Source organism: Dyella sp. SYSU CM1112 (assembly GCF_058216415.1).
This window is the reverse complement of record NZ_JBZEGI010000006.1, coordinates 69,794-93,182: the sequence shown is the minus strand read 5'-3', so window position 1 is coordinate 93,182 and position 23,389 is coordinate 69,794. Positions and strand designations below refer to the sequence as shown.

Genomic DNA, 23,389 nt, shown 5'->3' with positions numbered 1-23,389 from the left:
CTCCACTCAAAGCGAGACCATCCATGCAAATCGCTGACAACGCCGTCGCCTCCTTTCATTACACGCTCACCGACGACAACGGGCAGGTGATCGATAGTTCCGAAGGCCGCGAGCCTCTGACCTATCTGCATGGCAGCGGCCAGATCGTGCCGGGGCTGGAGAAGGCGATGCTAGGCCGCGTCGCGGGCGATCAGTTCAAGGTGGATGTGGCGCCTGCCGAGGGCTATGGCGAACATCATGCGGAATTGGTGCAGGAACTGCCTCGCGAGGCGTTTCAGGGTGTGGAAGATATCCAGCCCGGTATGCAGTTCCAGGGCAACGGACCGCAAGGTGTCATCCATGTGACCGTCACCAAGGTCGATGGTGATACCGTGCATATCGATGGTAATCATCCCTTGGCCGGCCAGACGCTGCATTTTGATATCGAGGTGACCGAAGTACGTGAGGCCAGTGCGGAAGAAGTCGAGCATGGTCACGTACATGGCGCAGACGGCCATCACCACTGAGCCGTTGCGAGCAAAAAGCAAAGCCCGGTCATGGGCTTTGCTTTTTGCTAATACCAATCCAGTAGCGAGATGCCCACGCCAAGGTATGTGGCGTTGTGGTTATAGTCGATGATGCTCTCGCCATATCCCTTGAACAGCTCCATGTAACCGCGCAAGTTGCCGACCAGGGGGAAGCTCCAGCTTATGCGCCCGGAGCCATGTTGCTGACTGCCGCCGCGTAGCGAGTCGCGCAATGTAAGGCTGAACTCCTGGCCGTGCCACTCGTGAATGATCTGCATATCGGCACGTCCCATGTAGTTGCTGATGTCCGGATTGTTGTCGTCCGTCCCGTGCTCGGGAATGCGCCACCATGGGCGAAGCATGATGGTCCAGTTCGCACGTTCGAATCCGACTTGTGCCATCACGCGATTCCAGCTTCGCGAAAGCGGATCGGATTGACCGTTGGATTGGTGGTTGACGCCAATGCTTAGCAGGCGGCCGTTCCAGCCGAATAGGTGGTAATTCGTATCGAACACCAACAGGGCTTCGGGTTCGTAGTCGGTCTCGCGGAACGGTCGCGAGAGTTTCGAGTTGTAAACCTGCCAATAGGAATCTTGGGTATAGCCAACCCAAAGATCACCAGTGTCGCCGAACACGCCCTGCCATATTTTGGTTTTCAGGCTGAGCTGGAATTTGCCTTCAACGGCCTGCATGCCCAGCGGGGTGTGCTCGGTGTTGATGGGATTGGGACTGCTAGGCAAGTTGTTTTGATGGCTGGTGGCAAAGAAGGGCAGGACGTAGATGGGTTTGTATCCGCGCAGGTTGAACGTTCCCAGTTTGCTTTGCGGCGAAAGTTCCCAACGGCTGTCCAATAATGAAAGTGGTGCGGCGTTGCTGGCGGTTTCCTCTTCAGCGGTGACAGGGTGCTCGTGCTGAAAGACGCCATTGCTGGGCGATGCAGTCGAAGCGTTTTGCTTTTGTGCCGTCTGCATGTTGCCGCGGCCGGCAGCTCGGTCATAGCAGGCAAGGCGTTGCGCGTTGTTATTGATGCCTGTGCATGCGCGGACATCTGCAGGGGCAATGTTCTGTGCATAAAGTGGTGATGCAGCAAGATTGATGCATGCGCTTAGTAGCAAATAGTTGGACCACGGCTTCATGGCAATTCCCCAGCGCGCCTTTTGCCAGCGCAACGGTGCCCAAGTCTAGCGATCTGCACGTAGAGATAAAAATGCCGGCCATCGCAGGATGGCCGGCGTGAAGCAATCGTCAAAGTGTGAGTAGCGGTTGCGACTTAGTTCAAGTCTTTTAGCCAATGTTCGTATTGCGCTTTTGAAATTCGTTGACCGTTGGCGCCGGCGACATAGAGAAAGTCGTTGGCTAGCGGTGGGTATGCATTGGCCTGATCCTTCGTGATGTATTTCTTTCCGCCGGAGAGCTGTTCAAAGGAGGGGGGCGATGCAGTTGATGGGGCCTGCCCCATGGTCGAGTTGATAGTGACCTGACCCTGTGCCGTGTTGTAAGTGGCACTGTCATTCGAGGGCGAGGGGGACATGCTGTTGTTGCTCATGGCGTTCTGCTGCGCTGGTGTTTGCATCGGCTGCTGAGTCTGTGGCTGCCGGGCAAACGCAGCGCTACCGGCAAACAAGCTGGCAGTCATCAGAATCGCCAGGGTGGGGGTGCGATAAGTCATTGTGATAGCTCCATGCAAGGGCACTTGGCATGCCAGGCCACTATCCCTCACGCGATGGCGTTCGATGATAACGACCTGCCAAGCTTGTGCACACATTAGCAATAGGGCGGTAAATACCAGCACAATAGTGGCGTAATCATTTTGTGAAGGCGCACCTTCATTGAGCGGATTTTCATTCGGCGTGAAAGCCATCTCGCTTGGACAGGCGAGAGCCATGCAATTGGCCGCACAGGGATTATTGACCAGACCCTCGAAGCGTGCCCGCCATGACGATGTGGTGACGGCCATCCAGCGGATGCGTCTATTGCAGATCGACAGCATCCATGTGGTTGCCCGGAGCCCTTACCTGGTGCTTTACGCCCGCTTGGGTGATTACCCTCAGGCATGGTTGGACGAAGCGTTGGAGCATGGGCGCATCGCTGAGTGCTGGGCTCATGAAGCATGCTTTGTGACCGCTGCCGATATTCGGGCTCATCGGGCTTGGCGGACACAGATCGAAAGCAATCATTGGGCAGACCGCCACGCGGCTCGCATTAAGGCGGCCCACTTGCATGACATGCAGGCCATGCTGGAGCGCATTCGTGTTTCCGGAGCCGTACGTGCGTCCGATTTCGAGCGTACTGATCGAGGTGTTTCGGGATGGTGGGGCTGGAAGCCTGAAAAGCGATGGCTTGAAGCGTGGTTCGCATCGGGCGAATTGATGGTGACGCGGCGCGATCGCTTCCAGCGCGTCTACGACTTGGCGGAACGAGTGCTGGCGAAATTGGACCCGCCACAGGACACATCAAACACAACCGAATCGCCTGAAGCGTGGCGCCGCCGTTTTGTTCTCGACAGCGTGCGCGCGTTGGGTATTACGCAAGCGAAATGGATTGCCGATTATTTTCGGCTGAAACCCGCCGTAGATGAGCGCGAATTGGCGCCCATGCTCGCGACGGGAGAATTGTTGAGCGTGCCGGTGGCTGGATGGGATAACGCTGCCTACGTGCATCGCGATCACACGTCATTGCTGCAAAAAGCCCAGGCAGGCCGCCTGCGCGCCACGCATACGGCGCTGCTTTCTCCTTTCGATCCACTGGTGTGGGATCGTGCGCGTGTGCGAGCGATGTTTGATTTTGACTATGCGATTGAATGCTATCTGCCCGCTGCCAAGCGTCGCTATGGCTACTACGTATTGCCTATCCTGCATCGTGGCCAGTTGATCGGGCGCCTGGACGCCAAAGCCCATCGCAAGGAAGGTATTTTCGAAATCAAAGCGTTGTATTTCGAAGATGGAGTCAAGCCCACGGAGCGGATGCTGGCTGAGCTGGCGGAGGCTGTCGCTTCGACGGCTGCATGGCACGGCACTCCCGCAGTGCGACTGGGGCGTTGCCGTCCCGCACACTATGCAGCGCCGCTGCGCGCGCATTGGCGCTTATCGAAGTGGGTGGCCTAGCGTTCGTTTATGGCTTCTGTGGGGCCGATATTCAAACGCAGGACATACAAGCGCTGGGGGATCAGGGTGAGGAAGGCGCTGCAGTGCTGGCATTTTCCGGGGCACAGGAGCGGCCCTTTAGTGCAGCGTTCAATTGCCGGGTCAAGCCCATGCAGCGATAGGCGAGATACGGCCGGACCTTGGGATCGGCAGCTTCTTGCAATAGCGTGCCGCGCATCGCTTGGTACTGCGACTGCAATTTGTCGGGGGCATAGATATCCGCTGCACGGTGGCAGGCAAGGTAATGGTCCAAATAACTGTCGCAGGCCGGGATACCCGTTTGGGTGACGGCGCTCGATGCCGGAAGATGCCGCGACGGGCGTACGGCATGGTTGCAGCCAGCCAGAAGCATGCCTCCTAGCAATACGATGAGGATCTTGGCTTTGGCATATCTCGCCGTAAAGAAATCTCCCGCCTTGTTCAATGCCGCAGTCCTCGCTCAATCGGCGCGAATAGTTGTCTAGGATAGCGTTTATTTCCCAAAAGCAATTCTTCCTGAACGCAAATTCACCGTTGATACTTATTTGCGAGTATCATGCACAGCACTGTGTTTGCCGGGGTCACCAGAGTCACGTGACCCGATGCAGCCGATTACGATCTGCCTCATCGCTCACCCCTAGGGTTTTCCTTAGCACACCAGTAAGTCGGCCCCATTGTGGGGGTTGAGTCTTTTTTGTTTGAAAAGCCTAGTTTGGAGTGAGTTACATGTCTGATCGTCAGATCGGTACCGTTAAATGGTTCAACGATGCTAAGGGTTTCGGCTTCATCAGCCGTGACAATGGTCCGGATGTTTTCGTGCATTTCCGCGCGATCCAGGGCAACGGTTTCAAGAGCCTGCAAGAAGGCCAGAAGGTCAGCTTCAAGGTTGTGCAAGGCCAGAAGGGCCTGCAGGCCGACGAAGTCATGCCTGCCTGATTTCCTGAATAAATCGATTTAAAGCCGGGCCTAGTGCCCGGCTTTTTCGTTTTGGGAACACCGATTCCCAAATGTGATTCCACACGTGAATTTTCCATCACATATCGTTTCACGGAACTCACTATGCTGTAGCGACTGTGTCCGCTTGACGGGCCGTGCATTTCCTGTGTGTTTTGCAAGGCAACGTGCCAGCCTGCACATGATTGGTATGTTCACAGTGGCTGCCGACTCGGGTGGGTCGGTTTAGGGTAAGCGCTTGAATGGATGGGGTAAGTCATGTCGGAAGAACGTGCAACAGGCACCGTCAAATGGTTTAACGATGCCAAGGGATACGGGTTCATCAGCAGCGACAAGGGCGGTGACCTGTTTGTGCATTTCAAGTCGATCCAGGGCAACGGTTTTCGATCGTTGAAAGAGGGGCAGAAGGTAACGTTTGTGGTGAAACAAGGCCCCAAGGGCCTGCAGGCCGAGGAAGTTCTGGCGGTCTGAATCGCCGAGAAACTCAGTATTGCTCGGCTCTGGTGGCAGGGACGAACCGCTTGGCGTGTGTGAATTTTCCATCACATATCGTTTCACGGAAATGATTATTCTGTGTTCACTGTGTCTGCTTGGTAAGGCGCGTGTCCGCAGTGCGGTCCCTGTCCGCAACGCCCCCACCCAATATCGGCATACCCAGTAAGCCGTCGGCTCGGGTGGGTCGGCTGGTCTCAGAGTTAAACGCTTTGAATGGATGGAGTGAGTTATGTCGGATGAACGTGTAACTGGCACAGTCAAATGGTTCAATGACGCCAAGGGTTTCGGTTTCATTAGTCGAGCAGACGGCCCTGACGTATTCGTACATTTCCGCGCAATTGTCGGACAAGGATTCAAGAGCCTTAAAGAAGGCGACAAAGTGGTCTTCAAGGTTGTCCAAGGGCAGAAGGGTTTGCAGGCTGACGAAGTCAGCAAAGCCTGACTCGCAATTGCATTGGAGCCCATGCTCGCAAGGCCGGCCTATGTCGGCCTTTTTGTTCCTGCGGCGGCAATTGAGTAATCTCGATGGATGTCCGCATTTGAATCGTCCGCCACATTCATCGCACCTGCTGTCGTCGTGCCGATCATGGCGACTGATGGTGCGCGCAGCGAGCTTATCTTCGTGCAACCCAACAACCCGCCTGGGCGCATGGTGTATTGGCTGCCTGCAATGGGGGTGCCCGCCAAGTATTACGTGCCGCTGGCCGAAGCGTTCGCTGCGCGTGGCATCGCTGTGGCTTTGCATGAGTGGCGAGGTATAGGGTCCAGCGATCAGCGTGCCGGCAGGCATGTGGATTGGGGATATCGGGACTTGCTTGAGGCGGACCTCGTCGCCGGGATCGCGGAGGCTAAGCTGCGCTGGCCGCACGCAGCGTTATGGGTGGGTGGGCACAGCCTTGGCGGACAGCTGGCTTGCCTTTACGCTGGTCTTCATCGCGGGGATGTATCAGGCATTGTTTTGGTGGCCAGCGGGGCGCCTTATTGGCGATGTTTTTCTCATGGGCGGCTGATTTTGGCTGCCTATGTATTCGCTGCCGCCCTGGCGCGGCTTATAGGTCGGCTTCCCGGACGCAAGATCGGTTTTGGCGGCAATGAGGCACGTGGCGTTATCGCGGATTGGGCACGCAGCGGTCGCATCGGACGCTACTCAGTCACTGGTATGAAGGTTGACGTCGAACGGCAAATGAGCGCTATCGATACTCCCATTCTTGCCCTGCGCATGTGTGATGACTGGCTTGCCCCGTCGCTCTCGCTCGATTGGCTGCTGGACAAAATGCCAAAGGCGGTGCGTCGGACGGGTGTGGTGATTTCCGAGCAACTTGCCGGCCAGCCTGCCGACCACTTCAGTTGGATGAAAGTGCCAGAAGGTATCGCGGCACAACTTTCCGCCTGGCTGCTGGAGCCCGCAACGGGGCAAAGAGAGATGGAGTGATCCCGGTTTCGCCGCAGGCAAGAGGCTTTCGTTGGCTGTAATGCGTGTTCTTCATCGGGAATGGCAAGGACACTCAGGTCAAGAAGCATAGAGCGCCGGATTCATTCGTTCCGATAGGGAATGCAAGCCATAGTGCACCGGTGCAATATCGGCATCAGCTAATTTGGAGCGTACACGTGCAAGCCAAGCCTGCTTTGATTGATAACGGTCGTCTGCATGATCTCGGTGATGGGTTCGTTGTGCGGCGCTTGCTGCCGGTGCTCACCGCACGCCATGTAGGACCGTTCGTATTCTATGACCATATGGGGCCTGCTAATTTCGCGCCTGGGAAGGGCATGGACGTACGGCCGCACCCGCATATTGGCCTGGCTACCGTCACCTGGTTGTTCGATGGGGTCATCCGCCATCGCGATAGCCTGGGCAGCTTGGCCGACATTACGCCGGGAGCGGTGAATTGGATGACGGCTGGGCGCGGTATCGTCCACTCGGAACGTACGCCGCCGGAGGCGCGTGCTAGCGGGCAGCGTATGCATGGCATCCAAGTGTGGGTAGCGTTGCCTCGCTCGAACGAGGAAGTCGAACCGGAGTTCCATCATCACGAGGCCGCTAGCCTGCCCCGTATCCACTTGCCAGCGGCCGAGTTGACGTTGATCGCCGGCACGGCCTACGGCGAGACGTCGCCCGTCAAAGTGTTTGCCCCCATGTTTTTTATCGAGGCCCGGCTGGAAGCGGGAGCGGTGGTCCGGTTGCCGGAGGAACACTTCGAGCGTGGCGTGCATGTGATCGAAGGCGAGATGAGCTGGGGCGAACTTGCTTTGGCACCTTCTCATATGGCGGTACAAGCCGGTGAGGCTGCGCCGGTGCTCCGCGCTAAAACGCCCGGACGTGTGATGCTGTTCGGAGGGGCTCCGCTGGATGGTGAGCGGCATCTATGGTGGAATTTTGTTTCCAGTTCGCGCGAGCGTATCGAACAAGCCAAGGCAGACTGGGTCGCGCAGCGTTTCGGCAAGGTGAAAGGTGACGAGGAGGAGTTCATTCCGTTGCCCGCATAAGAAGCTACCAAGGTTTTGCGTGCGCCATCCTCACGTGGCAATGCACGGGCTGAGAGGCAAATTCTGCGTGACGAGGCGTATTGCACCGGACGCCTACTGAGTGCATCACGAACGTGGCGGGAATATTAAGCAGGCAGGACGTGCATTGCCGCCGTCTTGGGGCTAGGCTGGCCTTATTGGTTGCCGGGGATGCGCTATGGCCGCCTATGCCAGTTTTCGAGACTTCTATCCTTACTATCTCGAAGAGCATCGCGATCGCCGGTGCCGTCGCTTGCATTTCATCGGCAGCTCGCTGGTGCTGCTGATAGTTATATTGGCGTTCTGTTCGGGCCGGTTGGCTTGGCTTTGGCTGGCGCCTGTCGCAGGTTATGGTTTTGCCTGGATCGGCCATTTTGTCTTTGAAAAAAATAGACCGGCTACGTTTCGCCATCCGCTATACAGTCTGATGGGCGACTGGGTCATGTACTGGGATGTGCTGCGCGGCAAGGTGAGGATTTAATCTTGCAGGTGTGAGTGGCCGGTGTCTCGATGTTCCTGTAGCAAGCATCAGCCAACTTCTTGCGCTTAGGTTTCTTTCCGATGCCCGCAATCTTTTTCGGCTGAATGCGCACCAACGTGTCATAAATACCTGACAACCTATGTATCAGAGGGCGCGTTAGATTCCTATTCCCCGCCTCCGGTTAGCCTGTATGAACAGCATCGCCATGTCTGTAATACGACGTTTTGCATGGCGCTACGGCGCCGAGCAACGTAATGCGTCGGGCACTGTAGCGATGGCGCTTGCGAGACCATCGCCGCGCACGGTGAGTGCGGCGTGGCTAACGAGTGATGGCGTGTGGATGCTGGCCATCGTATGCCTTGGCCTGATAGCGCGGTTGTTCCGGATTGATCACCAACCATTTTGGCTCGACGAAGCACTGACTTTCCAGCGCATCCACCTGGATCTGGGCGGGCTGGTTTCTGACAGTTTTTCCAATCGGCATATGCCGACGTATTTCCTGTTATTACGCTGGATATCGGCATGCTTTGGCTTGCACGACGCTTGGTTGCGTGCGCCATCGGCGGTGTTCGGTGCGCTCTCTGCGGGCATGGTGTTCGCCATAGCGCATCGCCTCGGCGGACGAGGGGCGGCCATCATGGGGGGCTTGCTGATGGCATTGTCTCCATTACAGGTTCAATACGGACAAGAGGCGCGTTCTTACACGCTGGTCACCCTGCTGATTGCGGTGTCGCTATGGGGTTTGGTACGCCTGGCTCAGGATCCTTATCGTGCCGCCATCGATGTGCGGCGACCGGAGGCAGACAGACTTAGTTGGGCGGCCTACTTGTTCGGAGCAATAGGTGCGCTGGATGTGCTGGGAGATGCCATGCCATGGCTGATTGCTTCGAATCTTTCCCTCTATCTTGTCTGGCGCAGTCAAGCGGCTGAAGAACGCCAGGGCTTTCTTCGCCAGTGGCTGGCAAGCATGGTGCTTATTGCGTTATGTACCGCGCCCTTTTATCTAGCCATCTTCGCCGCCAGCGATGGCCATATGTTGCAGAAATTCAGCTGGATTCCGGAGCTCAGCTGGCAACATATATGGGTTGTGGCAGGTAGCGTCTATCTCATGCGCATGCTTGCCGTGGTGAAGTTTGATTTGTTGCATACGGCAGTGCCGCTGCTGGGGATGCTGGTGGTCGTGGCTGCGTGCATGGGCGTATTCCGCCTACGCACCCGACTGGAGGGGCGCGTCTTACTCCTGAGTGTGCTGGTATTGCCGTTGCTGATTCTCAGCATTTCTTTGTTCAAATCCGTCTTATTGCCACGTTATGTTCTGTGGAGCGCTGTACCATTTTTTGTCGTGGTAGGTATGGGGGCGGGCGTGTTGCCGCTGCGAACCATACCGATAGCTGCCACGCTGCTCTTTTTGTTGGGCGCGGTAAACCTGGGGCCGGTTTACCGCATGGAGACCAAGCCACGGTGGGACATGGCCGCAGCGACACTGGCCGCCAATGTGCGACCGGGCGATACGGTGTTCACCGCCGATCCGAATGCGCCCACCATGCTGACGGTGTTGAGCCCCAAGAATGGTTTGCCGATTCAGGCGAGCGCCCTGGTGACGTCGCAGTACGATCAGGCGGTCCTGCGATGGAAGCAAGGTGGTCGCGTGTGGGCGGTCAATGGCCGTTCCGCATTAGGCCGGCGTGAGGATCTGGCCGACTTCAAGTCCCGCATGGCTGCTTTGGGGGCGCCGGCGATAGAGATATCGCAAGGCAAGGAGATCACTATCCTCATGTTTCCCGCCCCCGAGGAAACGGCGACTAATTGACGATGAGCGGCTAGCGATATTGTTGATGGCATTGCTGGCAGACCTGATCCACAGGCTTGATCGCGGCAGTCAGGGCAGGGCAATCCTTGGGCTCGGATTGTGAAGCCGTTTGCAGGGCGGCGCGCAAATGGCTGGCCAAATCGTTGAATGGCTTTGGTGCACCCGGAAATACTGCCGGTATGTCGGCGGCAATCATCTGCATGTGCTGCAACTGGTCGAGTGTTGCAGAGGCTTCGCATTGACCGCCTTTGATTGCCTGCTGCAACTGATGTCGATGAAAACCCATCGTAACCATCACAGCTTTGGGAACGGGGTTGCGCTCGCTCAAGGCTTGCATGACGAACACCGTACCGATGATGCCGATGGCTAACCCAAGTACGATCAGAAGCGCAGCACGCATAATGTTTCCTAATCCTGGGGACAGATGACCGCGGAGGATACCGCAAGACCCATGGGCGCTCGGTGCGACAGTAAAATAACCTCCGGTTTTTACTCTCCAGGTACTCGCGTGAATGTTTCTGCTTCCGGCACGGCACCCGGTGACCGACCATGAGTGACATGGCCTATCCCACCGTGCGCTTTGACGGCATCGATCGGCTTTATGGCGCCGGTACCGTGGCGCAACTGGCGCACAAGCATGTTTGTGTGATCGGCATCGGCGGGGTTGGCTCCTGGGCCGCCGAAGCGCTGGCGCGCAGCGGTATTGGGCGCATGACGCTGATCGATGCCGATGAGGTGTGTCTTTCCAATACCAACCGCCAGCTGCACGCGTTAGACGGCGAATATGGCAAGCCCAAAGTCGGCGTGATCGCCACGCGTGCGCATGCGATCAATCCGGCCATCCGGTTGGAGGCCATTGAGCGCTTTTTGACGCCAGCGACCTTGGACGAACTGCTCGATCGCGGGTATGACGCCGTATTGGATGCTTGCGATGCCTTTCGGGTGAAACTGGAAGCGATTGCATGGTGCCGTCGTCGCAAACTGCCTATGGTGACGGTGGGATCGGCCGGTGGCCGCACCGATCCCACTCAGATTCGTGTGCGCGACCTGTCGCGAACCGAGCATGATGCGATGTTCAGCCTGATCCGCAAAAAGCTTCGGCAGGACTTTGGCTTTCCCCGCAATCCGGATCGCTATTTCGGTGTGTCGGCGGTGTATTCCTTGCAGAACGTGCAATATCCGCAGCCCGATGGCAGCGTATGCGGCACGCGTCCGCCAGGAGGCGACGCCATGAACCTGGCCTGCGGCGGCGGATTGGGTGCTGCTACGCATGTGACCGGGGCGTTTGCATTCGCTGCCGTGGGAAAGATCGTGGAGAAACTGCTGGCGGAGAGAAAAGATGAAGGATGAGAGGCCGGCGCCGTGGACACAGGCGCTGGCCTCTCATCTCGCAGTCGATCACCAGCCCATGTAATGCCCGCCATTGATGGCCAGGTTGGCACCCGTAATCCAGGCCGCCTCATTTGTGGTGAAGAACGCTACCGCATGGGCGATTTCCTCGGGCTTGCCGAGGCGGCCGACGGGAATCTGGGCAACGATCTTTTCGCGTACTTCCTCCGGAACGGCCATCACCATGTCGGTTGCTACATAACCCGGTGACACGGTGTTCACGGTGATGCCGAAACGGGCATTTTCCTGGGCCAGAGAAATGGTGAAGCCGTGCATGCCGGCCTTGGCCGCCGCGTAATTAGCCTGACCATATTGGCCCTTCTGGCCGTTGATCGAGCTGATCTGCACGATACGGCCCCATTTGCGGGTGCGCATGTCCTCGATCACCGGGCGCGTGACGTTGAAGCAGGCGTTGAGGTTGGTGTTTACCACGTCCATCCACTGCTGATAGCTCATTTTGTGGAAGGTCGTATCACGGGTGATGCCTGCGTTATTGACCAGAATCTCCACCGGACCGCACTTGTGGTGGATGGCGTTGATCATGTTTTCGCAGGAGACCGGATCGGCGACGTCGCCTGGCACCATGCAAATCTCGATGCCCTCGTCCGCCATCATCTTATGCCAGGCCTCGGCTTTGGCCTCGTCGCGGTAGTTAGTGGCGACCCTGTGTCCTTGTGTGGCCAGCTTGCGCACGATCGCGGTACCAATGCCGCCGGTGCCGCCAGTAACCAATACCGTACGCTGTGTCATGACCAGATCTCCTTGAAACGTCTACGTGAGGGGCTGCCGCGCAGCTAGCGCGAACAATGAAGGTTATACGCAGACATCATGAAGGAATAGCGGTTCTCTGTATCGCGAACATGGCACGGCTGCGTGTTTTCGTTATACCGCGTTAAGTCAGAAGATGTCGTTGCAATGCGTCAAATGGCGAAGGTCGGAGCGGGTGAGCGCGTGCTCTAGCAATTCAGATGGATGGATGGCTTTTCCATTGGAAGGGATGCCAAGGAATGAAAGCGCCTGGCGCAAGCTCGGCATCGGATCGGCTGGATCGACCGCGAGCGCACCCTCGGACTTCGAGAGCTTACGTCCTTCGTCGTCAAGCACCAGAGGCAAATGCCTATAGTGGGGCGTGGGTAAGTCCAGGCAATGTTGCAGCCAGATCTGACGCGGTGTCGAGTCCAGCAGGTCACTACCTCGGACGATCTCGGAGATGCCCTGCCACGCATCGTCCACCACGCAGGCGAGTTGGTAAGAATAAAAACCTTCCACTCGGCGGATAACGAAGTCGCCGACGGCTTCCCGCAAGTTTTGCTGCTGCGGTCCCTGCAAGCGATCCAGAAAGGTGATCGTTTCATTGGGTGTCCGCATGCGCCACGCCGGTGAGCGGCGAGGATCGGCTGGAGCGATACAGCGAGCGTCGCGGTGGATGCCGCCCGCTGCGGCCAGTTCACTGCGGCTGCACCAGCAGGGGAATACCACGTCGGCTCGCCGCAACTGCTCGAAAGCGGCATCGTAGGCCGCGATGCGCGAAGACTGATAAACGATAGGTTCGTCCGGCACCAACCCAAGCGCTGGCAAGGCCGAGAGGATGGCCTCCGCAGAACCCGGTACTTCGCGTGGTGGATCAATATCCTCCATGCGCACGAGCCACCTCCCTCCTGCGTAACGGGAGCACAGCCAGCTGCCGAGGGCGGCGACCAGGGACCCTGCGTGCAAAGAACCTGTTGGAGAGGGGGCGAAACGGCCTCGATAGCTCATTGCCATCATTCTACGCAAGCTGACCGAATCCCCGGTGGCGGGCGAGATACGTGGGCTTAACTCTTGAAAAGCCAGTGTTTAGCCCGAATCTCGAACACGCATTACCATGTCTAATCCCAGTGTGACCGACTTCAAGGGCAACTATGCGCCGCATCGCACTTTTTCTTATCACCAATATCGCCGTCCTGTTTCTGCTGAGCATCGTCTGCCATTTCCTGGGCGTCGATCAGTGGGCGGCCATGCGCGGCTACGGCGGCATGCAGGGCCTGCTGATTTTTGCCGCGGTGTTCGGTATGGGTGGTGCCTTCATCTCCTTGGCCATGTCCAAGTGGATGGCCAAGATGAGCACCGGCGCGCGGGTGATCGACCAACCACAGAATGAAGCCGAGCGGTGGCTCATCGAGACAGTGCGTCGCCATGCGCAGCGCGCCGGCATTGGCATGCCTGAAGTGGCGATCTACGACGCGCCGGAGATGAATGCGTTCGCCACTGGAATGACCAAGAACAGTGCGCTGGTGGCCGTGAGCAGCGGCTTGCTGCAGCAGATGGACCGCGAACAGATCGCGGCTGTGCTGGGCCACGAAATCGGCCACGTGGCCAATGGCGATATGGTCACGTTGACGTTGATCCAGGGCGTATTGAACACATTGGTTATTCTGGCGGCCCGCATTGTCGGGCGCCTGGTCGACAGCTGGCTTTCCGGTGGCCGGGACAGCCGGGGGAGCTCCGGTATCGGTTATTTCGTGTCGGTGATGGTCTTGCAACTGGTGTTCGGCCTGTTTGCGTCAATGATCGTGATGGCGTTCTCCCGCTGGCGCGAGTTCCGTGCCGATGCAGCGGGTGCCAAGCTGGCCGGCCGCGGCGCTATGATTTCTGCACTCCAGCGGCTGCAGCTCAACCATGGCGAGAGCACCTTGCCGCGGACCATGGCCGCCTTCGGTATTTCCGGACCGTTGGCGCAGGGCCTGCAGCGCCTGTTCATGAGCCATCCGCCGCTGGAAGAACGTATCGCCGCGCTGCAGAAGGCGGCTCTTTAAATCTTTGGTACAACCCGTTTTACTCCGCTACACCGGTACGCGCTGATGTAGTGGGTCGGGTTATCACTCACAACCCTACGCTTTGGAAGGCACTGTTATGAGCGCACCCGCCGAGACTCGCAAATTTGAAGCTGAAGTCGCCCAGGTTCTCCACCTGGTTACGCACTCCTTGTATTCGCACAAAGAAATTTTCCTGCGCGAACTGATTTCGAACGCATCGGACGCATGCGACAAGCTGCGGTTCGAATCTATCGCCCATCCCGACTTGCTTGCCGGCGATGCCGAGCTGCACATCGATATCAGCTGGGACACCGAGAGGCACACGATCACGGTGCACGATAACGGCATCGGCATGAGCCGCGATGAGGTCATGGCCAATATCGGCACCATCGCCAGCTCCGGTACGCGTCGTTTCCTGGAAGCCATGAGCTCGGAGCAGAAAAGCGACGCCCGCCTGATCGGCCAGTTCGGTGTGGGTTTCTATTCCGCTTTTGTCGTCGCCGACAAGGTGACCGTACTCACTCGTCGAGCGGGTGCTGCGAGCGGCGAAGGTGTGAAATGGGAAAGCGACGGAAAGGGCGAGTATTCACTGGAGCAGGTGGATCTGCCTCAGCGTGGCACCTCGGTGATCTTGCATTTGAAGGCCGACGAAGATGATTTCCTCAAGCGCTGGGAGCTGCGCTCGCTGATTACACGGTATTCGGACCATGTGGCATTCCCGATTCGCATGCCGGAGGAAAAGGACGGCAAGCCGACCGATGAATGGGAAACCGTCAACGCGGCGTCGGCCTTGTGGACCAAGTCCAAGAGCGAGATCAGCGACGAAGATTACCAGAGCTTCTACAAATCGCTGGGACACGATTTCAATGATGCCCTGGCATGGACGCATAATCGTGTCGAGGGCAGCCAGAGTTTCACCACGCTGCTATATATCCCCTCGCAGCCGCCGTTCGAGTTGATGATGGGTGGCCGTGATGAGCGAAAGGGGCTGAAGCTCTACATCAAGCGCGTTTTCATCATGGATGCGGCGGAGGAGTTGCTGCCGAACTATCTGCGGTTTGTGCGTGGGGTGGTGGATGCGGACGACTTACCGCTCAATGTAAGCCGCGAAATCCTGCAACAGAACCGTCAGCTTGAACGTATTCGCTCAGCTTGCGTCAAACGCGTGCTTGATCTGATCGAGAAGCTTGCCAAGGACGAACCCGAAAAGTTCAAGACCTTCTACAAAGCGTTTGGCAACACGCTCAAGGAGGGCATCGTCGAGGATCATGCCAATCGCGAGCGTATCGCCAAATTGCTGCGCTTTGCGTCGACCAAGAGCGACAGCAATGCTCAAACTGTCTCGCTGGATGACTACATCGGTCGTATGCCGGTAGGGCAGGACACCATTTGGTATATCACCGCGGACAGTTATGCCGCCGCAGCAGGCAGTCCGCAATTGGAAGCGTTCAAGGCCAAGGACATCGAGGTACTGTTGATGTCCGACCGCATCGATGAATGGATGATCGGAAGCCTTACGGAATACAGTGGTAAAAAACTGCGCAACGTTGCCAAGGGCGACGTGCCGTTGGACGAGGAAGCCAAGAAGCAGCAAGAAGAGGCCAGCAAGAACGCCGAACCCCTGTTGAAGCGCATCAAGGAACTCCTGGGCGATCGGGTGACTGATGTGAAAGTTTCCGCGCGCCTGACCGATTCGCCATCGTGCCTGGCGTTGTCCGACTATGAAATGGCGCCGCATGTTGCCCGTCTTTTGCGTGAAGCAGGACATGACATGCCGACTGGCAAACCAACGCTCGAAATCAATCCGCAGCACGCGCTTTTGAAGCGGTTGCAGAGCGAAGGGGACGAAGGCAGGGCGGGGGATCTTGCCAATCTGCTGCTTGAGCAAGCGGAAATCGCAGCGGGTGCGCAGCTCTCCGATCCGGCAGCGTTCGTCCAACGTCTGAATCGTGTGTTGCTCGGTTGAATGGCTTTGTCTCGCTTTTACCCGTAAGAAGAGGACTGAGCCCTGCACAAGGCGGCCGCTATACTGCGGCCGCTTTTTTTCTGACGGAACATCATGAGTGCACTGTTACTGCTATGCGTTTGCTTGATGCTGGGCGTCGCGGTATCGCGCTGGGGGAATCCGCCAGGCGGCATGGTCCATGGCCTGAATTGGTGGGTTCTCAATATCGCGTTGCCAGCACTCGTCCTGGATCTCATTCCAGGCGTAGCGTTCGATGCGCGGCTGTGGTTTCCCGTCGCGGCCATGGCCATCGTGTTTGGTGGCGCATGGCTGTTGTTCGGCTTGCTGGGGCGGCGTCTTGGCTGGTCGCGGGGACGCATTGGTGCGCTTATTCTGGTATGCGGCCTAGGGAATACCTCGTTTATGGGTTATCCCATGATCCAGGCATTGCATGGGCAAGCAGGGTTATCGCTTGCCGTGGTGGCAGATCAGCTGGGATGTTTTCCGCTCTTGTCCTCGGCCGGGGTCGTGGTGGCCTCGGTGTATGCAGGGCGGAATCCGGACGTCGGCTTGATCATCCGCCGTATCCTGACGTTTCCGGCCTTCGTCGCTTTGGTTATCGGCATTATTGTTGGCCTACTGGGTGGTTGGCCTGCTTCGGTGCGCCATGTGCTGGCGCCGATTGGCGCGACCCTGACGCCGCTGGCTCTGTTTTCCGTAGGAATGCAGTTCCGCTTTCGACTTGCTCGCGGGCAGGCTGCAGCGTTGACTTGGGGACTGGGCTGGAAGCTTTTGCTTGCCCCGTTAGTGTGTTGGTTGTTGGGAAGTCTTGCCGACGTAAAAGGACTGACGTTGACTGTTGGGGTGCTTCAGGCCGCGATGGCACCCATGATTTCCGCCGCCATTCTTGCCGATGAATACGAACTCGATCCCTCGCTTGCCAATGCCTTGCTTGGGGCGGGCATCGTGCTGTCCTTGCTGACGATCCCCTTGGGCAATCTTCTGCTGCCTGCCGGCTGAGAGCCCTTCGCTCAATGCACGATATGCAACCGCGGCAGATGCGCGCCCCACATCACAGCGATAAAGCGCAGGGCAAGAATGACGGCGACACCGACAGTAATGGACCATGCACGGGGTACGGCAAGCTTGTCCAGCAATAGATAGGCGACAATGCCGGCCATCGCCGCTGTTGCGTAGAGGTCCTGCTGGAAGATCAAAGGCACGTGCGCCGTCATGACATCGCGTAGCACACCACCGGCGGTGCCGGTCATCGTGCCCATAAGCACTACGATCCAGGGCGACAGGCGGGCAGCCTCAGCTGTCTGTGCTCCGCTGATGGCAAAGAGGGCCAGTCCCAAGGCGTCGACGATCAGAAAGCCATGGCCCGGCGGTGGAAAAAACGTCACATAGATCATGGTCAGCGCGGCGGCGCCTGTAATCACCCAGAGATACCTGGCATCGCGTATCCAGAAAATGGGATGCCGATTGAGCAGCAGATCCCGCAGGGTGCCTCCACCGATTGCCGTAAGCGCCGCCAATGCCAGGCCGCCGAGCAGATCCAGGCCGGTGCGTGCCGCCACAAGCACACCGCTGGCTGCAAACACCGCCACGCCGATCAGGTCCAAAAGGTAGAGAAGCATGCAGTCCTCCGTGTGCCGGTTCGTCAGGCTTGCGTCAGTTGGATAGCGATCCCATTTCCTGTATTCGTAAGGCAACACGTCGATAATGCCACCGATGAACGCTGCAACGAACGAAACATTGAACGAAGTGCGCGCCGATGTTTGGCTGTGGGCTGCGCGCATGTACAAGACGCGCAGCTTGGCTAAACAGGCGATCGATGGCGGTAAAGTCGACGTGAATGGTGCGGGTTGCAAGCCGTCCAAGGCACTGCACGTGGGCGACCGTGTCCGCCTGACGCGTGGCGAGGAACGGCTTGAGCTGGAGATCGTGGCCCTTGCAGCGCAGCGCGGACCGGCCAGCGTGGCGCAAACGCTTTATCGCGAAACGGAAGCGAGCCGCGTCGCGCGCGAACAGGCGCGCGAGCTGCGACGCCTGAGCGGGGCGGGTCTCAACCGGCCGCCCACCCGCCCAAACAAGCAGGAACGTCGAGAATTGCGACGCCTTAAGGATTTTCCATGAGTAGCGCATCTCAGAAATTCCTGCGTATCTGCGCGAAGATTTCTCCATAAGGCGGGCGGTCTTTCTAAGATCGCTTCGGAGAATGAGGCGGTGCGGAACTCAGGGGGATTGCATGAACGGGATCGCATTGCTCAGGCGACTACTGGGTGGTCAAGCGCAGGCAAGCATGGCCCAAGGACGGTTGCTGCAGGCTGTCGAAGGCATGCGCACGTTGGTGGTGGATGATTCGCCGACTATTCGTGCAGTGCTAGGCAAGATGCTTGGACAGGAGGGCTATGCCGTACAACGCGCGGTTGACGGCGAGAGCGCCATCGAGCTAGCCAGGAATGAGCAGCCGGAACTTATTTTCCTCGACATCGTGCTGCCAGGAATAAATGGCTTCGCCGTATTGCGCGCCTTGCGCCATGATCCACGCACGCAGCACATTCCCATTGTGATGATCAGCGGCAACCAGCAGGCCACGGAACAGCTTTACGTGCAGCGCTTTGGCGCGGACGACTTCATCAAAAAGCCGTTCGGTCAGCGTGAGGTACAGCAATCGATCCATCAATTGATTTGCGCCGGTCGCGTTCCTGCGCGCGTCCCGTTGGCCGCACGCGTCGCCCATGCCATGCCCGTTGCGCCCTATGAAGACATTCGCAACACGCTTTCTGGCATGGCGGCTTAGACCGGCCTTTCGATATCCCTTCCGATACCCGCAGCAGACCGGCTGATTTCAGACGGTAAGCGCCGCAGCGAGGGGACGCTGCGGCGCTTTTTTTGGCCAGGATCAGGGCTTGATGCCCAGCGCCTTCGCTACGCCTGTTGCGTAGTCAGGATCAGCCTTCGCAAAATGGCCCAACTGTCGGCGCACGATGTCTTCCGGCACCCCTTGCATGGCTGCGGCGATGTTGTTGAACAACTGCTGCTTTTGATCCGGCGTCATCAAGCGGAAGAGATCGCCTGGCTGTGCGTAATCGTCATTGCCTTCGCGATGATCGTAGCGATCGGCGTCGCCGGAGATTTTCAACGCCGGTTCCTTGACGGAAGGATCCTCCACGGGGCCTCCGAAACCATTCGGCTCGTAGTTCACGCTGCCGCCGCCGTTGTCGTCAAAGCGCATGCTGCCATCGCGGTAGTAATTGTGTACGGGGCAGCGAGGGCGGTTGACCGGCAGGTGTTCGTGGTTGGTGCCTAGCCGATAGCGCGCGGCATCGGCATAGGAGAACACGCGGAACTGCAGCATTTTGTCCGGACTATGGCCGATGCCGGGTACTACGTTGGCTGGTGAAAAACTGGCCTGCTCCACTTGGGCGAAATAGTTGTCGGGGTTCTGGTTGAGTTCCAGCACACCAACCTCGATCAACGGGTAATCCTTGTACGGCCACACCTTCGTCAAGTCGAAGGGGTTGTAGTCCGTTTTTTCGGCATCTGCCTCGGGCATGATCTGTACGTACAGGGTCCAGCGCGGGAACTCTTTACGCTCGATGGCGTTATACAGATCGCGCTGATGCGCTTCGCGGTCCTCGCCGATGACTTTGGCGGCCTCCACATTGGTCCAGTTCTTGATGCCCTGCTGGGTCTTGAAGTGGAACTTCACCCAATACCGCTCGCCTTTATCGTTCCAGAAGCTGTAGGTGTGGCTACCGAACCCATGCATATGGCGAACCGAAGCGGGCAGGCCGCGATCGCTCATCAGGATGGTGACTTGGTGCAAGGATTCCGGTGAACGCGACCAGAAATCCCATTGCGCTGTAGCGTTCCGCATATTGGTACGCGGATCGCGTTTTTGCGTGTGGATGAAGTCGGGAAATTTATACGCGTCGCGGATGAAGAAAACGGGCGTGTTATTGCCGACCAGATCCCAGTTGCCTTCTTCGGTGTAGAACTTGAGGGCAAAGCCGCGCACGTCTCGCTCGGCATCTGCCGCGCCTTTCTCGCCCGCAACCGTGGAAAACCGCAGTAACAGTGGTGTCTTGCTGCCGGGTTTGAATACCTTGGCTCGCGTATAGCGGCTAATGTCGTGCGTGATGGTGAGTTCACCGAATGCTGCGATACCCACGGCATGCACGATGCGCTCTGGAATGCGTTCGCGATTGAAATGGGCGTGTTTCTCAAACAGCTGATAGTCCTGTATGAGCAATGGGCCACGGGGACCGGCTGTCAGGCTGTTCTGATTGTCGGGCACCGGTGCCCCCGAGTTGGTGGTCAAGGTGTTGCGGTCTTTGCTCATGGCTGGGTTCCTGGCTCGTCGGGAGTGGCTGGCGTCGGCTGGCTTGAAGCCCAATCTACGGGCCGGCGGCTGCGATGGGAATTTGATTATTCCGATTCTTTTCATAGCCTATGGCTATTGCTCAGTGCGGGGCGTAAGGGAGAAAGTACGCAAGGGTTAATGGATCGTCCCCATCGTGATTTCCGCAATGCCCGGTTCACGTCCCGCGCTGCCACCGCGTGTCCGGTGGGAGGTATGGATCGTGTACACACCGACAGTTATACGCCGGTTATCCCAGCGTTTTGAGAGCGGCGAAAGTCAGCGGGTTTTAGAAGTTCAGCGACGGGTGCCATGTTCCTGCATCGGTGGCGCCAGCACTTTGCGGCGGCAAGATCCCATGGGCAGGTTAAAGAAAGCCCCTGGGGTGCCTGGAGCTTTCTTCGGTACCCATTCGGATAGACTGCTTATCGGCAGAGCGATTTCAACCGGTATAGGGCATCAAGCGCTTCGCGCGGAGACATTGCGTCTAGGTCCATGCCCAGCAATTCGTCTTCAGCGGCTGAAGATCCCGAGGCGAAAAGGCCAAGTTGTGGCGAAGCGGCAGGTGTCGCCGGCAGCGCAGCGACATGTGCATGCATACCCCGCTCCAATTCGGCCAAGGTACGCCGCGCATCGGCAATGACCGATTTCGGCAGGCCTGCCAATGCAGCGACCTGCAAGCCAAAACTGCGATTGGCTGGTCCTTCCTTCACCGCGTGCATGAAGACCAGTTGTTCGCCGTACTCGACGGCATCGAGATGCACATTCGCGATGCCGGGATATTCAGAGGCAAGTTCGGTCAACTCGAAATAATGGGTGGCGAACAAGGTGTAGGCTCGGCTGGTTGCAGCCAGATGCACTGCCGCCGCGCGGGCCAACGCCAGGCCGTCGTACGTACTGGTACCGCGGCCGACTTCGTCCATCAGTACCAGGCTTTGCGGTGTGGCGTTGTGCAGGATATTGGCGGTTTCACTCATTTCCACCATGAAGGTGGATTGTCCACGCGATAGATCGTCACCTGCACCGATGCGGGTGAAAATGCGATCGATAGGACCAAGCACGGCACGACTCGCTGGCACGTAGCTCCCGATATGCGCCAACAGCACGATCAGCGCGTTTTGCCGCATGTAAGTCGATTTACCGCCCATGTTCGGGCCGGTGATCACCAGCATGCGGCGGCTGTCATCGAGCATCAGGTCGTTCGGTTCGAACGGTTCTTCGCGCACCTTTTCCACCACCGGATGGCGGCCGCGTTCAATGGCAATGCCGGCGACATCGGTGAGTTCCGGTGCGCTCCAGTCGAGTGCTTCGGCGCGCTCGGCGAGCGTGCACAGCACATCGAGTTCAGCCATCGCTGCCGCGGCGTGCTTGAGCGGTTCGAGCTGTTCGGTCAGCGTGTCCAGCAAGGTTTCGTACAAGGCGCGTTCGCGCATCAGCGAACGTTCCTTGGCGGAGAGCACCTTGTCCTCGAAGGTTTTCAGTTCTTCGGTGATATAGCGTTCGGCGTTCTTGGTGGTTTGCCGGCGCGTGTAATGCGTGGGCGCCTTGTCCGATTGGGCTTTGCTGATCTCGATGTAGTAGCCGTGTACGCGGTTGTAGCCGACTTTCAATGTCGGAATGCCACTGGCGACTTTCTCGCGCTCTTCCAGCTCAACAAGGAACTGGTCGGCATGGGTGGCAAGGCGACGCAGTTCGTCCAGCTCGCCGTCATAGCCATCACCGATGATGCCGCCGTCGCGCAGCAATACCGGAGGCTGCTCGACGATGGCGCGCTTCAGTAACTCGGCGATTGCAGCGTGATCGCCGATGCCTGCGACAAGTGCGTGCAGCAGCGGACTATCCAACGTGGCAATGGATTCCCGCAGCGCAGGCGCAGCGGCAAGCCCATCGCGCAAGGTAGAAAGGTCACGTGGGCGCGCAGAGCGCAGTGCGACGCGGGCAAGAATGCGCTCAAGATCGCCGATGCCACGCAACTGGTCGCGTAAGGGCTCATAACGACCTGTCTCGATCAATGCGCCGATCGCCTGGTGACGACGGCGCAGCGTTTCGCGCGAACGCAACGGCCGGTTCAGCCATCGGCGCATCAGGCGCGCGCCCATCGGCGTAACGGTTTCGTCCAGCACGCCAAGCAGGGTATGTTCGACACGTCCGCTGGGATGCGTATCGAGTTCCAGGTTACGGCGTGTAGCCGCGTCCAGCGCGATCGTTTCACCCGCGCTCTCCACCGCCATGCCAGAAAGATGCGGCAACGCGCTCTTCTGGGTTTCTTCCACATAGCCGAGCAGGCAGCCTGCGGCAGCAATCGCCCATGGCAAATTGTCGACACCGAAGCCAGTGAGATCGCGCGTGCCGAAGAAGCGATTCAATTCGCGCCGCGCCGCGTCGCCGTCGAAATGCCACGGTGGCCGCTTGCGTAAGCCGGGCAATGCACTGACCAGTTTCGGCCATGCAACGTCTTCACCAACCAGCGTTTCTGCGGGTTGCAAGCGTGCCAGTTCGGCGGCGAGCGCCTCCGCACTGGGCACTTCGCTGAGTAGAAAGCGACCGCTTGAAAGGTCGACCCACGCAAGACCGTAGCTGCCATGCGCGCCCGCGGCGATGGCCAGCAAGAGATTGTCGCGACGTTCCTCCAGCAAGGCTGCATCGGTCACGGTGCCTGGCGTGACGATGCGCACCACCTTGCGCTCCACCGGCCCTTTGGCCAGCGCGGGATCGCCGATCTGTTCGCAGATGGCAACCGACTCACCCAGGCGCACCAATTTTGCCAGGTAGTTCTCTACCGCGTGATACGGCACGCCCGCCATCGGAATCGGCTGCCCCGCCGATTGCCCACGCTGCGTGAGCGTGATGTCCAATAGGCGCGCTGCCTTGCGTGCATCGTCGTAAAACAGCTCGTAGAAATCGCCCATGCGAAAGAACAGCAGCACGTCCGGATGCGCGGCCTTGGCCGCGAGGTACTGGCGCATCAAAGGGGTGTGCAGCGAAAGTTCGTCCTGATTCATGCGGTCTTGGCGTTGGGAT

The 23,389-nt window shown here is 58.3% G+C and carries 24 protein-coding genes; 15 read left to right on the top strand and 9 right to left on the bottom strand.

From position 1 onward, the window contains the following. The first annotated feature begins 23 nt into the window (after positions 1–23). On the top strand, positions 24–506 hold the full coding sequence (locus AC4HNJ_RS10570; protein WP_490479527.1) for an FKBP-type peptidyl-prolyl cis-trans isomerase: 483 nt from the start codon (positions 24–26) through the stop codon (positions 504–506). A 47-nt stretch (positions 507–553) separates the two neighbouring features. Here AC4HNJ_RS10570 and AC4HNJ_RS10565 read toward each other — a convergent pair whose 3' ends face one another. Together AC4HNJ_RS10565 and AC4HNJ_RS10560 are read right to left on the bottom strand one after the other, a co-directional pair. Next, positions 554–1,642, bottom strand: a complete 1,089-nt coding sequence (locus AC4HNJ_RS10565; RefSeq protein ID WP_490479526.1) for a phospholipase A — start codon at positions 1,640–1,642, stop codon at positions 554–556. Positions 1,643–1,776: 134 nt separating this feature from the next. Further along, on the bottom strand, positions 1,777–2,367 hold the full coding sequence (locus tag AC4HNJ_RS10560; RefSeq protein ID WP_490479525.1) for a hypothetical protein: 591 nt from the start codon (positions 2,365–2,367) through the stop codon (positions 1,777–1,779). Between the two features lie 22 nt (positions 2,368–2,389). Here AC4HNJ_RS10560 and AC4HNJ_RS10555 point away from each other — a divergent pair, with 22 nt between their 5' ends. Further along, entirely contained in the window at positions 2,390–3,610 is a 1,221-nt protein-coding gene (locus tag AC4HNJ_RS10555) for a winged helix-turn-helix domain-containing protein (RefSeq protein WP_490479524.1), read from the top strand. A 61-nt stretch (positions 3,611–3,671) separates the two neighbouring features. Here AC4HNJ_RS10555 and AC4HNJ_RS10550 read toward each other — a convergent pair whose 3' ends face one another. After that, the gene (locus AC4HNJ_RS10550; protein WP_490479523.1) at positions 3,672–4,073 is read right to left on the bottom strand and encodes a hypothetical protein; all 402 of its coding nucleotides are present in this window, start codon (positions 4,071–4,073) and stop codon (positions 3,672–3,674) included. 281 nt (positions 4,074–4,354) lie between these two features. On the opposite strand from AC4HNJ_RS10550, the gene AC4HNJ_RS10545 reads away from it, so the two are divergent. The 7 genes from AC4HNJ_RS10545 (at position 4,355) to AC4HNJ_RS10515 (ending at position 9,870) form a co-directional block, all read left to right on the top strand. Then, a complete protein-coding gene (locus AC4HNJ_RS10545) occupies positions 4,355–4,564 on the top strand; it encodes a cold-shock protein (protein ID WP_204683989.1) in 210 nt (69 codons plus the stop codon). 276 nt (positions 4,565–4,840) lie between these two features. Then, positions 4,841–5,053 (top strand): cold-shock protein, encoded by a 213-nt coding sequence (locus tag AC4HNJ_RS10540; RefSeq protein ID WP_490479522.1) that lies wholly within the window; start codon positions 4,841–4,843, stop codon positions 5,051–5,053. A 253-nt stretch (positions 5,054–5,306) separates the two neighbouring features. Beyond that, on the top strand, positions 5,307–5,519 hold the full coding sequence (locus AC4HNJ_RS10535) for a cold-shock protein (RefSeq protein ID WP_490479521.1): 213 nt from the start codon (positions 5,307–5,309) through the stop codon (positions 5,517–5,519). Positions 5,520–5,606: 87 nt separating this feature from the next. Then, on the top strand, positions 5,607–6,509 hold the full coding sequence (locus AC4HNJ_RS10530) for an alpha/beta hydrolase family protein (RefSeq protein ID WP_490479520.1): 903 nt from the start codon (positions 5,607–5,609) through the stop codon (positions 6,507–6,509). A 176-nt stretch (positions 6,510–6,685) separates the two neighbouring features. After that, a complete protein-coding gene (locus AC4HNJ_RS10525; RefSeq protein ID WP_490479519.1) occupies positions 6,686–7,561 on the top strand; it encodes a pirin family protein in 876 nt (291 codons plus the stop codon). 196 nt (positions 7,562–7,757) lie between these two features. Continuing rightward, positions 7,758–8,060 (top strand): Mpo1-like protein, encoded by a 303-nt coding sequence (locus tag AC4HNJ_RS10520; protein ID WP_490479518.1) that lies wholly within the window; start codon positions 7,758–7,760, stop codon positions 8,058–8,060. Positions 8,061–8,250: 190 nt separating this feature from the next. Then, positions 8,251–9,870: a glycosyltransferase family 39 protein gene (locus tag AC4HNJ_RS10515; RefSeq protein ID WP_490479517.1), complete on the top strand. Its 1,620-nt coding sequence runs from the start codon at positions 8,251–8,253 to the stop codon at positions 9,868–9,870. 10 nt (positions 9,871–9,880) lie between these two features. Here AC4HNJ_RS10515 and AC4HNJ_RS10510 read toward each other — a convergent pair whose 3' ends face one another. Further along, a complete protein-coding gene (locus tag AC4HNJ_RS10510) occupies positions 9,881–10,270 on the bottom strand; it encodes a cytochrome c (RefSeq protein ID WP_490479516.1) in 390 nt (129 codons plus the stop codon). 149 nt (positions 10,271–10,419) lie between these two features. On the opposite strand from AC4HNJ_RS10510, the gene AC4HNJ_RS10505 reads away from it, so the two are divergent. After that, entirely contained in the window at positions 10,420–11,220 is an 801-nt protein-coding gene (locus AC4HNJ_RS10505) for a tRNA threonylcarbamoyladenosine dehydratase (protein WP_490479515.1), read from the top strand. Positions 11,221–11,268: 48 nt separating this feature from the next. Here AC4HNJ_RS10505 and phbB read toward each other — a convergent pair whose 3' ends face one another. After that, a complete protein-coding gene (gene phbB / locus AC4HNJ_RS10500; RefSeq protein ID WP_490479514.1) occupies positions 11,269–12,009 on the bottom strand; it encodes an acetoacetyl-CoA reductase in 741 nt (246 codons plus the stop codon). Positions 12,010–12,156: 147 nt separating this feature from the next. Continuing rightward, positions 12,157–13,017: a tRNA glutamyl-Q(34) synthetase GluQRS gene (gene gluQRS, locus AC4HNJ_RS10495; RefSeq protein WP_490479513.1), complete on the bottom strand. Its 861-nt coding sequence runs from the start codon at positions 13,015–13,017 to the stop codon at positions 12,157–12,159. A gap of 143 nt (positions 13,018–13,160) precedes the next feature. Here gluQRS and htpX point away from each other — a divergent pair, with 143 nt between their 5' ends. From htpX to AC4HNJ_RS10480, 3 genes are all read left to right on the top strand, one after another. Then, a complete protein-coding gene (gene htpX / locus AC4HNJ_RS10490; protein ID WP_490479512.1) occupies positions 13,161–14,054 on the top strand; it encodes a protease HtpX in 894 nt (297 codons plus the stop codon). 97 nt (positions 14,055–14,151) lie between these two features. Next, a complete protein-coding gene (htpG, locus tag AC4HNJ_RS10485) occupies positions 14,152–16,020 on the top strand; it encodes a molecular chaperone HtpG (RefSeq protein WP_490479511.1) in 1,869 nt (622 codons plus the stop codon). Between the two features lie 93 nt (positions 16,021–16,113). Beyond that, entirely contained in the window at positions 16,114–17,019 is a 906-nt protein-coding gene (locus AC4HNJ_RS10480; RefSeq protein ID WP_490479510.1) for an AEC family transporter, read from the top strand. An 11-nt stretch (positions 17,020–17,030) separates the two neighbouring features. Here the strand turns inward: AC4HNJ_RS10480 and AC4HNJ_RS10475 are convergent, their stop codons facing one another. Continuing rightward, positions 17,031–17,639, bottom strand: coding sequence for a trimeric intracellular cation channel family protein (locus AC4HNJ_RS10475; RefSeq protein WP_490479509.1), 609 nt, complete (start codon positions 17,637–17,639; stop codon positions 17,031–17,033). Positions 17,640–17,733: 94 nt separating this feature from the next. On the opposite strand from AC4HNJ_RS10475, the gene AC4HNJ_RS10470 reads away from it, so the two are divergent. Further along, positions 17,734–18,138, top strand: coding sequence for an RNA-binding S4 domain-containing protein (locus AC4HNJ_RS10470; RefSeq protein ID WP_490479508.1), 405 nt, complete (start codon positions 17,734–17,736; stop codon positions 18,136–18,138). A gap of 112 nt (positions 18,139–18,250) precedes the next feature. Beyond that, a complete protein-coding gene (locus AC4HNJ_RS10465) occupies positions 18,251–18,805 on the top strand; it encodes a response regulator (RefSeq protein ID WP_490479507.1) in 555 nt (184 codons plus the stop codon). Positions 18,806–18,907: 102 nt separating this feature from the next. Here the strand turns inward: AC4HNJ_RS10465 and AC4HNJ_RS10460 are convergent, their stop codons facing one another. Continuing rightward, positions 18,908–20,350 carry a catalase gene (locus AC4HNJ_RS10460; RefSeq protein WP_490479506.1) on the bottom strand — a complete coding sequence of 481 codons (1,443 nt, stop codon included), beginning with the start codon at positions 20,348–20,350 and terminating at the stop codon, positions 18,908–18,910. Between the two features lie 443 nt (positions 20,351–20,793). After that, positions 20,794–23,370, bottom strand: coding sequence for a DNA mismatch repair protein MutS (gene mutS / locus AC4HNJ_RS10455; RefSeq protein WP_490479505.1), 2,577 nt, complete (start codon positions 23,368–23,370; stop codon positions 20,794–20,796). Positions 23,371–23,389: the final 19 nt, after the last annotated feature.